The organism is Thermogutta hypogea, assembly GCF_055386265.1.
Window position 1 is genome coordinate 3688048 of the sequence record NZ_AP042425.1, and the last position, 14008, is coordinate 3702055.

The 14008-nt window shown below is 63.2% G+C and carries 13 protein-coding genes; 4 read left to right on the top strand and 9 right to left on the bottom strand.

Going from position 1 to position 14008, the window contains the following annotated elements; all coding sequences use genetic code 11:
- Window positions 1–158 precede the first annotated feature (158 nt).
- The 6 genes from ACZ5B4_RS13245 to ACZ5B4_RS13270 form a co-directional block, all read right to left on the bottom strand.
- Entirely contained in the window at window positions 159–800 is a 642-nt protein-coding gene (locus ACZ5B4_RS13245; RefSeq protein ID WP_464911708.1) for an RsmD family RNA methyltransferase, read from the bottom strand.
- 88 nt (window positions 801–888) lie between these two features.
- Complete coding sequence (gene hypB, locus ACZ5B4_RS13250; RefSeq protein WP_464911709.1) at window positions 889–1542, bottom strand: hydrogenase nickel incorporation protein HypB; 654 nt, start codon at window positions 1540–1542, stop codon at window positions 889–891.
- Window positions 1543–1708: 166 nt separating this feature from the next.
- Window positions 1709–2098: a hydrogenase maturation nickel metallochaperone HypA/HybF gene (locus ACZ5B4_RS13255; protein WP_464911710.1), complete on the bottom strand. Its 390-nt coding sequence runs from the start codon at window positions 2096–2098 to the stop codon at window positions 1709–1711.
- Window positions 2099–2119: 21 nt separating this feature from the next.
- Window positions 2120–2563 (bottom strand): Crp/Fnr family transcriptional regulator, encoded by a 444-nt coding sequence (locus ACZ5B4_RS13260; protein ID WP_464911711.1) that lies wholly within the window; start codon window positions 2561–2563, stop codon window positions 2120–2122.
- Between the two features lie 115 nt (window positions 2564–2678).
- Window positions 2679–3170: a hydrogenase maturation protease gene (locus ACZ5B4_RS13265; RefSeq protein ID WP_464911712.1), complete on the bottom strand. Its 492-nt coding sequence runs from the start codon at window positions 3168–3170 to the stop codon at window positions 2679–2681.
- Window positions 3171–3205: 35 nt separating this feature from the next.
- Window positions 3206–4348 carry a serine/threonine-protein kinase gene (locus tag ACZ5B4_RS13270; RefSeq protein ID WP_464911713.1) on the bottom strand — a complete coding sequence of 381 codons (1143 nt, stop codon included), beginning with the start codon at window positions 4346–4348 and terminating at the stop codon, window positions 3206–3208.
- Between the two features lie 540 nt (window positions 4349–4888).
- Between ACZ5B4_RS13270 and ACZ5B4_RS13275 the strand changes: the two genes are divergently transcribed.
- The 3 genes from ACZ5B4_RS13275 to ACZ5B4_RS13285 all read left to right on the top strand — a co-directional run bounded on the left by ACZ5B4_RS13275 (window position 4889) and on the right by ACZ5B4_RS13285 (window position 9017).
- Window positions 4889–6091: a 6-phosphofructokinase gene (locus tag ACZ5B4_RS13275; protein WP_464911714.1), complete on the top strand. Its 1203-nt coding sequence runs from the start codon at window positions 4889–4891 to the stop codon at window positions 6089–6091.
- A gap of 123 nt (window positions 6092–6214) precedes the next feature.
- Window positions 6215–7237 carry an ROK family protein gene (locus ACZ5B4_RS13280; protein ID WP_464911715.1) on the top strand — a complete coding sequence of 341 codons (1023 nt, stop codon included), beginning with the start codon at window positions 6215–6217 and terminating at the stop codon, window positions 7235–7237.
- Window positions 7238–7418: 181 nt separating this feature from the next.
- Window positions 7419–9017, top strand: coding sequence for an MFS transporter (locus ACZ5B4_RS13285; RefSeq protein WP_464911716.1), 1599 nt, complete (start codon window positions 7419–7421; stop codon window positions 9015–9017).
- Between the two features lie 70 nt (window positions 9018–9087).
- Here the strand turns inward: ACZ5B4_RS13285 and ACZ5B4_RS13290 are convergent, their stop codons facing one another.
- A complete protein-coding gene (locus tag ACZ5B4_RS13290; protein ID WP_464911717.1) occupies window positions 9088–9423 on the bottom strand; it encodes a hypothetical protein in 336 nt (111 codons plus the stop codon).
- 95 nt (window positions 9424–9518) lie between these two features.
- Here ACZ5B4_RS13290 and ACZ5B4_RS13295 point away from each other — a divergent pair, with 95 nt between their 5' ends.
- A complete protein-coding gene (locus ACZ5B4_RS13295) occupies window positions 9519–10571 on the top strand; it encodes a hypothetical protein (protein ID WP_464911718.1) in 1053 nt (350 codons plus the stop codon).
- A 136-nt stretch (window positions 10572–10707) separates the two neighbouring features.
- Here the strand turns inward: ACZ5B4_RS13295 and ACZ5B4_RS13300 are convergent, their stop codons facing one another.
- Together ACZ5B4_RS13300 and ACZ5B4_RS13305 are read right to left on the bottom strand one after the other, a co-directional pair.
- The gene (locus tag ACZ5B4_RS13300) at window positions 10708–12603 is read right to left on the bottom strand and encodes an SHD1 domain-containing protein (protein WP_464911719.1); all 1896 of its coding nucleotides are present in this window, start codon (window positions 12601–12603) and stop codon (window positions 10708–10710) included.
- Window positions 12604–12890: 287 nt separating this feature from the next.
- Entirely contained in the window at window positions 12891–13859 is a 969-nt protein-coding gene (locus ACZ5B4_RS13305; RefSeq protein WP_464911720.1) for a phosphodiester glycosidase family protein, read from the bottom strand.
- Window positions 13860–14008 lie beyond the last annotated feature (149 nt).

The window sequence follows — 14008 nt, forward strand, 5'->3', positions numbered from 1 at the left end:
CAGTCAACTCGATTCCCCGCTGTCGACAGCCAAGGCGAAGATTGCCGGACGGGGCGCAAGGAAAGACGCCCCCCCAAAAAAACCGCTATTCGACGCGAAGTCGGTCCGGAGATTTGGAACGCCCGACAGTCGAGAACCCGGTCCGTTTGGAAAGGAGGCTACGCCGCCGTATCCCCGCCGCCTTCCTTCCAATAGAAAGCCACTCTGGTAGGGGGGTAGCGACGCACGTCCCAGAGGTCGGGACGGGGCAGCCGGTCCGTATCGAATCGGTCGTCCGATTCGATCATGAGGACGCTTTGCGGGGGAATTTCGCGCACCAATCCCGCGATCAAATCTTCCATCTCCTCGCCGGCCTCCGAATAGAGGCGGTAGGGTGGGCAGCAGAACACCACGTACGGTCCCTCGTGAAAGGGCGGATGGTGTTTCCACCACGCGAAAACGTCCGCGGCGAGGACCTCGCCCCGGGAACCGAGGCCCAACTGCTCCAGGTTCTTGCGGACGAATTGGGCGGCCAGGCGATCGCGCTCCACGAAGAGGACGGATTCGGCTCCCCGACTGACGGCCTCCAGTCCCATCGCCCCGGTCCCCGCGAAGAGATCCACCACCCGGGCATCGACCACGGCATCCCGCAGGATGCTGAAGACGGCCTCCCGGACCCGATCCCGCATCGGTCGGGTTGCAAGGTCCCCGCTGTAGAGCAGCTTTCGGCCGCGGAATCGGCCGCCGATAATCCGCAGCCCCACCGGCGAACGGCGAAGCCGAGGTTGCGAGCGAGGATCGTCGGGCTTTTTCCGGGGCATCGTCAATGGCCCTGTACCGTCGGCGCGACTGCATCACCCAAGAGCGGGCCGATAATCGCCCTGACCATTTCCCACGGCTTCCCTCCCTCTATTCCCGATCGGGCAAGCGACCGGCGAACCAGCTCAGCAGTTCATCCATTCCCTCTCCGGTCCGGGCGGAGACGGCGAACACCGGGCCTTCGTTCCCCAGCTTGCCGAGGTCTGCGCGGACCCGATCCAGGCGAAAATCGAAGTGCGGAGCCAAGTCGGCTTTCGTCACGATCACCGCATCGGCGGATTGGAAGATCGTGGGATATTTCACGAGCTTGTCATCGCCCTCCGGGACGCTCAACAGCACGAGTCTCAGATGCTCGCCGAGATCGAAGCCGGCCGTACACACCAGGTTGCCCACGTTCTCGATCAACAGCAGCGTAACGCCGTCCAGGGGAAGCTCGCGGACGGCGGCGGCAACCATATTGGCATCCAGGTGACAGGCCCCCTCCGTGTTGATCTGAAGGACCGGGATTTGCCGGGCGGCCAATCGCTCGGCGTCCACGGTGCCGGCCAAATCGCCTTCGATCACGGCGGGTTGATGCCGCAGGCGGCCCGCCTGGAGTATCGCCTCGATCAGCGTCGTCTTGCCGCAACCGGGCGAACCCAGGATGTTGACGGTAAACACGCCTGCTCGTTGGAACAGGGCACGGTTCTCGGCGGCCAATTGGTCATTGGCCTTGAGGATTTTCTTGGCGGCGACGATTTTCATTCCCGCTGCTACCTCGCGCTTCGGAAGCACGCTCGGAATCGGCGTAACAATGTTGTTCCGGTTCTCGCCCGGTCTCGCCCCGACGAAAAGGCTGGCAGGCTGCGAGCATCCTGACGAAAAGCCCCTGCTCGGGCGCTGCGCGGGGGCCTTCGAGGAATTCTACGAATCAGGGGCGGGCCGGGGCCGGGTCGTCGCCCGTTTCGCCGTCCTCCACGTCCAATTCGATCTCTTGCAGGACCAAGTCGGAGCCCCCCTCCATGCGGATATCGGGGCTGCCGCATTGCGGGCAAACCGGCACCGGCTCGGTGATCGTGGATGCGGCTTCGCATGCCCGGCACCGGCACACCGCGGGGATCTCCACGATCTCCAGCCGTGCGCCCTCGCCCAATCGGTCCGGAGCCAGCACATCGAACGCGAATCGCAAGGCGTCGGGAAAGGCCCCCGACAGCACACCCACGTGAATCACCACGCGCGCAACTCGGGCGTCGGCCAATTCCTCCGGCAATTCGCGCCGGACGCTATCCAACAAATGCTCGACCAGCGCGACTTCGTGCATGCTGAGAAGTCGTCGCGAGGCTCACAACGTGGCCAACTGGACCCGGGCGTTTTGCAGGCGATGCGCCAAGAGCTTGGCGATTTCCTGCATCAAACGGTAGCCCACCAAGGGGTCTTTTTCGCAAATCTCGCGCAAATCCTTGGCCTTGATACTGATGACCCTGGTCGGTTTGGAGGTCGTGCCGTAGGCGGTGGTCTTGTACGGTTCCACGATCGCGGACCAGATCAGGATGTCGCCGCCGACCAGGGTGTCCACCGTCCGCATTTCCCCGCTGCCGAGCAGGTACTGAATCCGCACCTCGCCTTCCAAGATGATGTTGAGGGTGTCGGCGGGATCGCCTTCGCGGAAGAGGACATGCTCGGCGGGATACGACTTCTCGTCCGAGATCATGGCGACCTGCTTCAACGAATCCTCGCTGATCTTGGCGAAGTACGGAAATCGGCGCAACAACTCAGGCGATACCATGGCATGTTTCCTTTCGTCTGGTCCCAGATCCCGCTTTTGATCCGCCCGGAAAGCGATCCGCCGCTTACCTTCCAACCGACCCGCCGGGAATCTCCGCGGCGCTCGAAACCGAGGCCTAATCCGCCGGTCGCAGGCAATCCCACTCGGCTAGCACCTCCCGCACCACTTCGACCGCATGCGGGATGGCCGCCTCCACCTCCGGGGTACACGCTTCCCCAAACGTCAGTATATCGGCGGCTTCCACGGCGACAAGCACAAGGCGGTCATCGGGCGGGAGCACCAGCCCCATTTTTCGACCGAAGGCCAAAGCGGTCGGCAGGTTCACATCGTGCGCCGAGGCGCTGTGCTGGGTGGGCAAATCGTGAGGGGTGAGGCGGTGGATGGTGCCGGGCGGCGCACCGCTCTGGATGGCGTCGATGATGATCGCGCGGTGGAAGCCCGCCAACCGTTCCATCAGCCGCAGGCCGCCCCAGCAGTCTTCCTCGACGGCCAGGTCCGGAAGGCCTTCCAATTCGGGCTTCAACAAGGCGGCCACGCGCAGGCCCACGCTGTCGTCGGTGAGAATGGGGTTCCCCAAACCCAATACCAACGTGGTCGGCTGCGGCATGGCAAGACGCCCTCAAGGCGATCGAGGAGCAAAGGTCAATCGGACGGCGGTTGATTCTCGAGGCCGTGCAGGTCCGCCAGCCACAGGCGTATTTCCGTGGCGTATTCCGAGGCCAAGTCCCCTTTCACCAACTGCCGCAAGAAGGCGGCGGCGCCGGCGGGGCTGAGATCGGCTTCTTCGGCCGACTCGAAACGCTTGTTGGGGTCGGGAGCGATGAGCCGCCGAATGAAGTTCATCAGCGTGTCGCTCTTGATGTATTCCGGGGGCAGGACCGAAGGCAGTTTTTGCGGCAGGAAGCGTTTGGCCTCCAGCAACGCCCGGCTGTCCCGGTGCTCGTGGAACGGGTTCTGCCCGGAGAGCATCTCCACCAGCACGTAGCCCAAGCTCGCCAGGTCGGACCGGGGAGACACGATTTCGCCGTTGCTTTCCAGAACTTCCGGGGCGGCATAGAGGGGCGTGATAGTCCGCCGCGGGGGCGGATCGTTCATCAGGAGGGCCGATCCGATGTCCACCATCTTGGCGTTGCCGGTCCGCTTGAGCATGATGTTGGAGGGCTTGACGTCGCCGTGGACCACGCCGCCGCGATGGAGGGCGGCCAGGGCGGCCAGGCAGTCACGGACGACGGCCACCGCCACGCCCGGCTTGAGTCGCGGTTGCCGAATACCGGCCGTCACCACCACCGTGTTCAGGTACTCCCAGCGCCGCGGCTGGACCCGCTGCTCCAACAATTGATACATCCGGTTGGTCAGCAGCCGGCCCAAATCGTAGCCGTCCACCCATTCCATCTCCATGACGCGGATGCGGTCCCGCTCGAACCAGTTGTGCACGTCGAGCAGGTTATCATGGGCGATTGTGGCGACGCGGGCCGAGACCTGCGCGATCCGCGCCATGGATTCCTCGTAAGCGGCGTCGTCGGGAAAAGGGTCGGGCGAGAAAATCTTCAGGGCCACCGGCAGCGTGAATTGGTCGCAACCGCGACGCTCGCTCAGATAGACCACACCCTGACCGCCGGATCCCAAGAGACGGATAAGTCGAAGGTGCTCGGTCCAACTCACCCGGCTCCCGCCGTCCAACAAAGCCCGATAGGCAGCCGCCAATCGTGCCGCACCGTCCGCCGGAGCCGTTCCGCTCCAAGTACGGGTAACATCCGTCTCGAAGATTAAGGTTGTTGCCGTCATGCGTGCTAGGGCCTCTTTCCGAGGCAATGGTCGACGTCCCTGTCTCAAAAAGGTTATACTTCTTATCTTACTGAAGCGCGGAATCGCGATCAAACGGCGTTTTTGCGTGGCGGAGGTCGAAACCACCCATCCGAAGGAGCAGCCTAGCCGCGCCCGCCACGCGCAGGGCCGCTTGTCGCGCAAGCCGCGCGTCGTCACAATGACAACATCCCCCATGCTGAAGAGTATCAGACATCGGGTAGTCGATCCGGCCGGAGGCAGGTCTGCCGGGACGGAGCGCGGCCGGCGGGGACGGATCGCAGACAGCCGTCGGACGGTCCCGCTTGAGCCACAAGACGGATGCGAGACAATCGGAGGAATGCCCTCCGCGGCACTACCTCCGAAGGGGTTCGATCCATCGCAGTACCCCCGAGTCGCGTGCCGGATCGCGATCCTGGGAGGGACGCACCCGTCACGTACGGTGTGAATGAAATTCGGGGAAGGCGATGATGTTATCCCGTCCCCGGCGGCCGTTTCGGTTTGATGGAGGAGTTGTGCAACATGCTGAAGGGAAACGCAGTCGTGGGCCAGGGCGGCGGACCGACGGCCGTCATCAACGCCAGCCTGTGCGGCGTCATCGAGGCTTGCCGCGAACAGTCGCAGGTGACGCGCTGCTTGGGGATGCGGTTCGGCATCGAGGGATTCCTCGAGGACCGTCTGATCGACCTGGACGCCGAGACGCCGGAGACGATCGCCGGCTTGAAGACCACGCCCAGCTCCGCCTTGGGAAGCTGCCGCTACAAGCTGCAAGATTCCGACTTTCCGCGATTGCTGGAGGTGCTCCGCCGCCACGACATTCGCTTTTTCTTCTACATCGGCGGCAACGACACGATGGACACGATCCATCGATTGGAGGCCTATTGCCGCACGCAGGGCTACGCGATGGTCGGGGTGGGCATTCCCAAGACCGTGGACAATGATCTGTTCGGTACCGATCACACGCCCGGTTTCGGTAGCGCCGCCCGTTACGTGGCGATCTCCGTGAAGCAGGCAGGCATCTTGGCTCGTGATATGCAGCGGGTCGATCAGTTCGTGGTCTTCCAGACGGTAGGGCGTTCGGCGGGTTGGTTGGCGGCGGCCTCCGCCCTGGCCAAGAACGCTGAAGAGGATGCGCCGCATATCATCCTGCTGCCCGAGCGGCCCTTCGATCGCGACCGGTTTCTCGCCGACGTCAAGCGAGCACACGAGCGTTACGGCTGGTGCAGCGTGGTCTGCGGTGAGGGAATCACCTATCCCGACGGCACGCCCGTCAGCGCCGCCACCGTAACCGATCGCTTCTCCAACGTGGAGTTCGGGGCGATGGGCGGGACCAGCGCCGCCATGATGCTGCACCGCATGATCTGCAACGAGTTCGGCTGGCGGGGCGAGTTCCAAGTCTGCGAATCCCTGCAAATGTGCGCCGCCGATCGCGTCAGCGATACGGACCGCGAGGAGGCCTACGCCTGCGGACGCCGCGCGGTGGAACTGGCCGTCCAAGGGGTCAGCGGGAAGATGGTCTCCATCCGGCGGACTTCCGGCGACCCGTACCGATACACGTTGGATACCGCCGAGCTGTCGGAGGTCGCCGTTCGCGCCAAACCCATGCCCGACGAGTTCATCCATCCCGACGGCCGTTTCGTGACCGAGGCATTTTTGCAATATGCGCGGCCGTTGGTCGGCCCGCTGCCCGACTACATTCGCTTGGCGGGGAAACCGGTCGCATAAGCCGCGGCGGGGACGGCGTACGCTCGCCGTCGCCTGCCCCCGGCCGAGCACGTACAAGCATCCACCACGCAATCGGCGGACGTTGCGTCCGTCCCCGGCGACTCCGGAGGGAACACCAAGACTATGCAGACTATCAGCAAAACCGCGGCTGAAGCCCCGTTCTTCGTCGGCATCGACCTGGGGGGCACGAACATCAAAGCCGGCGTCACCGACAATCAGGGTCGAGTCGTCTGGCAGGGCCGGGAGCCGACCCACGTGGAACGCGGACCGGAGGACGGCGCACGGCGGATCGGACAATTGATTCGCCGGGCCATCCAAGAGGCCGGCTTGAGCGAGAGCGAAGTCGGCGGCGTGGGGCTGAGCTCCCCCGGGACGATGGACATTCCCGGCGGCAGATTGATGGTTCCCGCCAACCTCAAGGGCTGGGAGTACTTCCCCATTCGCGACCGCGTCGCCCAGCACTGCGGCCGGCCCGTCACCTTCGCCAACGACGCCACGGCGGCGGCTTTCGGCGAACGCTGGGTCGGTGCCGGCAAAGGATTCCACAGCCTGATCCTGCTCACGCTGGGGACCGGCATCGGCTGCGGCATCATCGTGGGCGATCTGCTGCTCGACGGCCGACATAGCCACGGGGGCGAGTACGGACACTTCGTCATCGACTGCCGCCCCGACGCCCGAAGCTGCTCGTGCGGGCGCCGCGGGCACTTCGAGGCCTACGCCAGCGCGACCGCCGTCACCAAGCGGGCCCGTGAAATCCTCGCCGCCGGACGTGTCAGCATGCTCACCCAGCGCCTCCAGGAAGGGGCCGTACTCGAGCCGAAGCTGATCGCCGAAACGGCCGAGGCCGGCGACGAGCTGAGCCGCCAACTGGTGCTGGAGACGGCCGAGTATCTCGGCATCGGCATCGTCAACCTCATGCACACCATCGACCCCGACGCGATCTTGATCGGCGGGGCCATGACCTTCGGCGGCCATGAAAGCCGCATCGGCCGGACCTTCCTGGAACGGGTCAAGCACGAGGTCTTCCTCCGCGCCTATCCCGCCGTGGGAGACAACACGGTGATCGACTTTGCGACGTTGGGCGGCGACGCCGGCTTCATCGGAGCGGCCGGAATCGCCCGGCTGGAAGCCTCGAAGAAGACCTAGGCCGATCGTCGCGTCCTGGCGCCGCACTTTCCGCTCCCCACCTTGTTCGATGCTTTCCGCCGCCGCGGGACCGTGCTAGAATACGCCCCAGTCGAGGCGCCGCGCAACCGACCGGGATCGTGCGCCGGGTGTCGGGGGAACCCAGTTTCGCGTCTTTGCAAAAGAGAAGGGAGAGGTCACGATGTGGTCCGAGAGCACATGGCTGCGAGCGCGATTGTCGGTCTTGATGTTCTTCCAGTTCTTCGTCTGGGCGAGCTGGATGGTTCCCATCGGGACGTACGGGCCGATGGCGCTCGGGCTGAAGGGCGGCGAGATGGGATGGATCTTTTCCACCACGGCCATCGCCGCGATCGTGTCGCCTCTGTTCGTGGGTTACATCGCCGATCGCCTCTTCGCCACGCAGCACGTCCTGGCCGCTCTCCACGTCATCGGGGGCGTGTGCATGATCCTGGCGGGGTTTTCGGGGAGTTTCGTTCCCCTCTTCGCCTTCCTCCTCGTCAGTACGCTGGCCTTCATGCCCACCCTGGCCCTGGCCAACTCGCTGACCTTCCGCAACATTGAAGACCCGGCCCTGTTTCCCCGCATCGCCCTGTTCGGCACGATCGGCTGGATCGTTTCCGGGTTCATCGTGGGGATCGTGCTGGGAGAGCGGTCGCCCGCCTTCCTGTACCTGGCCGGCATCATCGAACTGCTGCTGGCGGGCTACGTGCTGACGCTGCCGCACACGCCGCCGCAGAAGAAGGACGACGCCGGCAAAGGCGACTTCCTGGGGCTTTCCGCCTTGCAACTGCTCCGCGATCCCGAGTTCCTGCTGTTCACCGTCTGCGCCTTCCTGATCGGCATTCCCGCGGTGTACTACTTCGTAAGCTGCAACCTGTACCTTTCGCAGATCAACGCGCCGGCCCCCACCACGCTGATGACGCTGGGCCAAGTGGGCGAAATCCTGGTCATGGCGGCCATGCCCATCTTCATCGCCCGTTTCGGCCTGAAAAAGGTCCTCGCCTTCGGCATGATCGTTTGGGCCGTCCGCTACTTCCTCTTCGCCACGCTCAATTTCCCGCTGACCATCCTGGCGATCGTGATCCACGGCTTCTGTTACGTCTTCGTGTATGTGGGAGCGTACATCTTCGTGGATACGAAGGCCCCACGCGACATGCGGGCCAGCGCTCAGAGCTTCATCTCCTTCCTGATGCTGGGCGTGGCGTGGCTGCTGGGAGCCAATTTGGCGGGCACGACGAACGACCTGTACCCGCCCAAGCTCAACGGCATCACGGCCAAATTGGCGCGCGCCGAGGTGATCCCCGCCGACTACAAGGCCCCCGCCTGGAGCGATCTGCTCGCCAAGTATGACGCGAATCAAGACGGGGCCCTGGAGGAAAATGAGTTCCGCGTGGGAACGGCCGAAGAAACGGATGCGGACCGAACGGCGCGCCGCCGGGCCGAAGCGCTGCTCCGCGAGATTTCCGCCCTCAGCCCGCCGCGGACCCGAGCCGCCATCCGCGCCGCCGTCAACGGCGAATTCTACGTCACGGCGGAGGACTACGCGGCCGTCCAGCGCAACGATTGGCAAAACATCTGGCTCTGGCCGGCCATCGCCTCGCTCGTCGTCGCCGTCATCTTCTCCCTGGGAATCCAGGAGCGTCAGGACGGCAAGGAGGACGGCGCCGGCCGATCGGACGAAACCCAGCCCAAGGCCGATGAGGCGCCGGCCGACTCATCCCCGCAGGCGTCCAAAAGGCCTCCGCCGTTGAATTCGGATGACGGGGCGGTTTTCGAGTAATCCCGCTCCCCAACCTCCCTGATCGCGACGACACGGCCCGAGCTGCGACCCTTCCTGCGGCTCGGGCCTTTCAGTTCCGCCCAAGCTTCTCGCAAATCTTCTCGAACACCGTTCGCGGCACCGCCAAGGCCGTGCCGTGTCGCGTGCCCGGCGGGAAATGTGCCCGGTCCGACAAGTCCTCGAACGTCCGAAAGTCCTGCGTCCGCATCAGGCCGTAACGACGTTGGGTGTAGGCATCGAAATACACGTGCCGGAACTCTCCTACCCGGAGGATCGACGGCCCCTCCACCCACAGACCGGCGGGCGTAAACGGCTCCGACGCCGGCGACCACGGCCCGCCCATCCGCAAATCTGAAACACTCAGGCCAAAGATATTGACAATCGCGACATCGACGCTCAAGATCAAGACTGTTGCCTCTCGCTGAAGGGTTCGGGTAGCGATGAGAACGGCAAGAGCGGTGTGAAGGGTGCTTACTTGTTTAGGTGATGAAAGGGCAGCCAATGCGAAAGGTGCGCGAATCTTACGAACCGAATTTATCTTCCGATATTTCAATTAAAAGGAGGCAGGCTTTGGCGACCGGAGCCACGCTTTTCGCAAATCTCATCTTTTTTGGTGGGAGTAACGTGGAAGCGTCGGACGAGCAAATTGTTTCCAAAGAAAACAAAAAGCAGCGGCCAGCATGGCTCGCATTCGCCGGTCGACATACATGGAATAACAGTCCGGAAGAGTTTGATCGGATGCTGGAAAGTATGGGCCCCCTCGAACGCGTGTCTCTCGCGCAGAGCCTTCGGATGTTCCCCGACATTGCAAAGGGCCATTTCGGAATGTTCGGGCTCAAGCCCTATCAAGACTACCCGTCGGATCAAAGACCGAAAACGTATAACGACGTCCCTGCGGACATTGCTTTGAAAGCCATCAAAGCGGTGGCCATTGACGGACAACTGATTTCGCCGAAGTCGATCCGGAATCAATTTCTGTGGGTCTCCAGCTCCGTGTTCACATATCCTGTGAAATACGGCGTGTACTACCACGATATTGTAAAATGGGTTGCAAAAAAATACGGCGTAACCGATGAGGACATTCAAGCCCTGCCGACTTTCGATTTGGAGCGGAAAATATTGGAGGTATCCTTTGTTCAGGTCTGGGACAAGCTGGATGAAAAGGGGCGATTGCAAGTGCTCAATGCCATCGAGCAAAACACTGGGACTACGATCTCGCAAAAGGGCGCAATCGCCTGCCTTGGAGGGGCCGGCGCATTAACGGCGCTGAGCGCGACTGTCGCTTTTACCGGGTTCACATTCTACACTACGATGTCCGTAGTGATGTGTACGGTCGCTGGTATTTTCGGCATCACGTTGCCGTTTGTCGTTTACACGACCGCTTCGACGACGATTGCCGTACTGGCCGGGCCCGTGGGCTGGATAATCGCAGGGGTAATGGCTGCGGCCGGGATCATTTTAATGTTAGGTGCGGATTTCAAAAAAAGTGCCGCATTTGTACTGGCCTTGCATTTGCTTAAGGCTGAGGCTTACCACGAGGCAGGCGAGCTTTAGAATCCGTCGAGGTTTCCTCGCCATGAGCGCGCACCAAGGTCAGTAGGGGCTTTGCCTCGTACAATCACGCATTCGGATTTGGAAGACGATCGTTTCCGCAGCCCGCGCGCTCAAACGGTGTTTTATACCGCGAACATCAAATGCCGGCGGGGGTGATCGGCGACGTACCCAACGTGCGGCTCGCCGACGCCTGCCCGGCGGTCTTCCCCTGCGGCTTTTGCAGATATTGCGGCAGCACCACGTTCTCGAAGAAGGAATAGTCGGGGCCTTTGCTCTTTTCTCGTAGAACGCCCTCCAAGTTCTCGCCCTTCTTCAGCATCACGAGCATGGGGATATTCGTGCCTCGTGCTTGCCACAGGTCTTGGCCCTGGTACCGCAGGCGAACCCAAACGGCGTGCTCGGTGACTTTATAGTCCCCACGCATGTGGAAGGAGACTTCCTTGCGATGAGGCGGGTCGACGCCCGCCGCCAGCGTAACCGGGGCCTTCCCGTCCACGCGAATCTCCATCGCCGCCAACTTCTTCGTCAGCGCGTCGCGAACCCGGCTTTGCTCGGCGGGGGGAATCGCCGAAACGTCCAGTTGCACCGAAACGCCCTTGCGGAACACGAACAAGTCGGGCTGCGTGAGCGCCTTTTCCAGGGCTTGTCGGGCCGCAGCATGAGGCAGTTTCGCGGCCGCCACCGCTCCCGGGCCGTTCATCCCGCCCGTGATCAAAAACGTCACGCCGCCCAGCGTGCAGACCGCCTCCGCGCCCGTGTATTGCCAAACGTTGACCTGCGTACTGATCGATACCAAGGTCTGCCGGTTGAGCAGGACGAAGTCCTCGTCGGGCATGGCGATCGGCCCGGCCGAAGCAACCCCCGACGGCGAGAAGTCCGCCTCGACGCGGCCTTCCTCCATGTTCCAGACCATGACGCCGCTGCGGTCCGCGCACGCCAGCTTCTTGCCCGAGGAGAGAAACGCCAACTGCGGGGCGTCCGGCTTGCGCGGCAAGGACCGGACGGCCGTGATTTCTCGCTTGGCCGTGTCCAGCACGCACAACCGGTCGCCCATTGCAAAGGCCAGCCGGGCGCGGTCGTCGCTGAGGGCGGGCGTGCAACCCGCTTCTATCGCGAGCTGGACGATCGGCCGGCAGGTCGCGCTATCCCACAACACCAGATTCCCGCCGCCGCTGCACGTGGCGAAGGTCCCGGCGTCCAAAAACGCGCCCCATTTCACGTCGCCGTTCCCCGCCCAGGCGTCGGGATGCGGTCGCCACGAAGCGACGGGAACACACTCCTGTCCCCGCAACGTCCACAACTCCAGGAGATTCTGCTTGCCGAAGCCGAACTCATCGCTGCGCACCAGGACGGTGCCGGCTCGGTCGTCCAAAGCCAAGACCGCCCACTTGCCGGGCCGCAAAAACGTTCCCGTGACGCGTCCGGCCCGAACATCCCACAGGACCAATCGCGAACTTGTTTCCTTTCCCGGGCGATCCAAGACGTAGCTTACGACTCCCTGCATGGCGGCCGGGTTGATCGCCGCCCCGTTGATCTTCTCAAAGAAGTCGCGCTTGGGCGGGAGCGGTACGGTCCGCTCGGCCACGGCCGGCACGGCCGCACCGTCGGGCTGGAAATTCCAGACCTCATCGCCCGGAACGGCGAGCATCGGCACTTGCGACCAATCCACGGTGAAGTTCATCCTCTCGGCGGCGCCCCCTGCCGAGGCCGCCCCCGCATCCGGCACGGCCTCGAAGGGACTCGGCTCGGCCGGTTCGAAGGGGTTCGCCGCTTGCAATTCCTCCACCACCTCCCGGTCCCCCGCGCTCAACTTTTCAAGCGCGATCCGCAACTTGCTCCCGTCCCGCTTCTCCAAAATGACGCTCTCGCCCTCTAGAGCAGAGAACTTGGCCTCAACCGCAAAACGCCCCGAGGCGTCCGTCCAAGTGCGGAACTCGTCCGCCGAATCACCGGCCGCGTGGACCGGTGCCGCGAAGATCGCGGCAGAAAACGCCAGAATGCCGAGGATCGACCGACCCGTCGTCCGCCGCATCGCACACCTCCTCCGCCGTAAGGCTGGAAAGAAAAGAAGCGAATCCCCGACTCGCAGGACCTTGCGCGGGATCGCAGCCTTTGTGCGCATAGGTTACGAGGAAAGATCGCCGCGATCCCAAGGTTCATTGTGGCGTAGCAAGAACCGGCGGTCAATCTTCGCAAAGCCGACGGATCGTGTGCCGAATCCGCCGCAGCCGGAGCGGACCTTTTTTCGGAATCTGCGATGAGGTATCGACCACCGCAGTCGTGGGGATTCGGCGGTTTTGCCGTGTTCCGTGCAATTGTTCAGTGCAAGTAGTACACGCCCAGGCTGTTGCCGACGGCACGCTCGGAAGGGACGTAAAACCGATCGGCCAAGGGCGACTCATATTTCGCGCCGTTGCCGACCGGCTCGTTGATCAGTTCGGTCTTATCGTCCCCGGCAAGCCTGGGGTTCCACCAGACCAGCGTCGTCGAGCCGCCGCCGTCCATGTTGACGGCGTCATAGGCCCCGCAACGCTGCATCCATTGCCCCAATTCGTGCGTGGTCGCGCCTTGCCGCGATGCACGGCGGCCGTCGATGACGATCACGAACAAGTACCTGCCGTCCTCCGACAACCCGATGCCGGTCCGCGGATGGAGGTCTTGCCCCGACGGCTGCGGAAGGCCCTCACGCAGGCAAAAAGCAAAGCCGCTCACCGCAACCTGCACGTCGTCGATGTTCGTGTGAGCCGTAGTCACCGCGATACGGGCGGTGCCCGACTTCGTAATCATCAACGAAGGTGTGCCGCTTGCCGGCGAAACAACCACTCCCTCGCTGATCGCAAGCCCCAGGAGGTTCGTGGGCGTCGGCTTATTCCACGGCGCCGGCCACGGCGAGAACGCGTCGGCATTCACGGCCAGAACTAACGCTTTGCCCGCCTTACGGGCATCCCGCAGGAAATCCCGCGTCGTCTGACGAACGGTCTCCCTCTCGTCCGCTTTCCATTCATCCGCACGCGGCGTCGTGTAGAATCGCAGCCCCGGCGTTTGCAGATCGATCCTCACCGCGTGGACCCACATGGAGCGAGGCTCCTCCACGTGGGTCTGAGCCAGCCGAATCCCCGGATGCAGCTCCTGAGCCTGTTGCCAGTCGGGCCGCTCGACCGCCGCAACGGGCCCAGCAGGCCATGCGGCAATTTGCAGCAGCACGACAAAACAAGCGAAAATGGAATAGACGACTAAAAAGAATCTGAAGCGATGTCGAGCTGCGCTCATGTCTCCAAGGATGGCCATTTACGTTTCCCGTCTACGCCGATTCCCGCGATGGTCCGGACCGCCGCGCCGAGCAGCGTCCCGGTCCCATGATACGGTGTTCCATCATCGCGGGCAATTCGGACTCGGCAGACGAGCCTCTTGGACGGACGGGAGAGTAAAACCCGAGA

What these genes read in the sequence shown, in the direction of transcription:
- ACZ5B4_RS13245 (WP_464911708.1), bottom strand. Translation starts at nt 800, where the DNA reads ATGCCCCGGAAAAAGCCCGACGATCCTCGCTCGCAACCTCGGCTTCGC.
- hypB (WP_464911709.1), bottom strand. Translation starts at nt 1,542, where the DNA reads ATGAAAATCGTCGCCGCCAAGAAAATCCTCAAGGCCAATGACCAATTG.
- ACZ5B4_RS13255 (WP_464911710.1), bottom strand. Translation starts at nt 2,098, where the DNA reads ATGCACGAAGTCGCGCTGGTCGAGCATTTGTTGGATAGCGTCCGGCGC.
- ACZ5B4_RS13260 (WP_464911711.1), bottom strand. Translation starts at nt 2,563, where the DNA reads ATGGTATCGCCTGAGTTGTTGCGCCGATTTCCGTACTTCGCCAAGATC.
- ACZ5B4_RS13265 (WP_464911712.1), bottom strand. Translation starts at nt 3,170, where the DNA reads ATGCCGCAGCCGACCACGTTGGTATTGGGTTTGGGGAACCCCATTCTC.
- ACZ5B4_RS13270 (WP_464911713.1), bottom strand. Translation starts at nt 4,348, where the DNA reads ATGACGGCAACAACCTTAATCTTCGAGACGGATGTTACCCGTACTTGG.
- ACZ5B4_RS13275 (WP_464911714.1), top strand. Translation starts at nt 4,889, where the DNA reads ATGCTGAAGGGAAACGCAGTCGTGGGCCAGGGCGGCGGACCGACGGCC.
- ACZ5B4_RS13280 (WP_464911715.1), top strand. Translation starts at nt 6,215, where the DNA reads ATGCAGACTATCAGCAAAACCGCGGCTGAAGCCCCGTTCTTCGTCGGC.
- ACZ5B4_RS13285 (WP_464911716.1), top strand. Translation starts at nt 7,419, where the DNA reads ATGTGGTCCGAGAGCACATGGCTGCGAGCGCGATTGTCGGTCTTGATG.
- ACZ5B4_RS13295 (WP_464911718.1), top strand. Translation starts at nt 9,519, where the DNA reads ATGCGAAAGGTGCGCGAATCTTACGAACCGAATTTATCTTCCGATATT.
- ACZ5B4_RS13300 (WP_464911719.1), bottom strand. Translation starts at nt 12,603, where the DNA reads ATGCGGCGGACGACGGGTCGGTCGATCCTCGGCATTCTGGCGTTTTCT.
- ACZ5B4_RS13305 (WP_464911720.1), bottom strand. Translation starts at nt 13,859, where the DNA reads ATGGCCATCCTTGGAGACATGAGCGCAGCTCGACATCGCTTCAGATTC.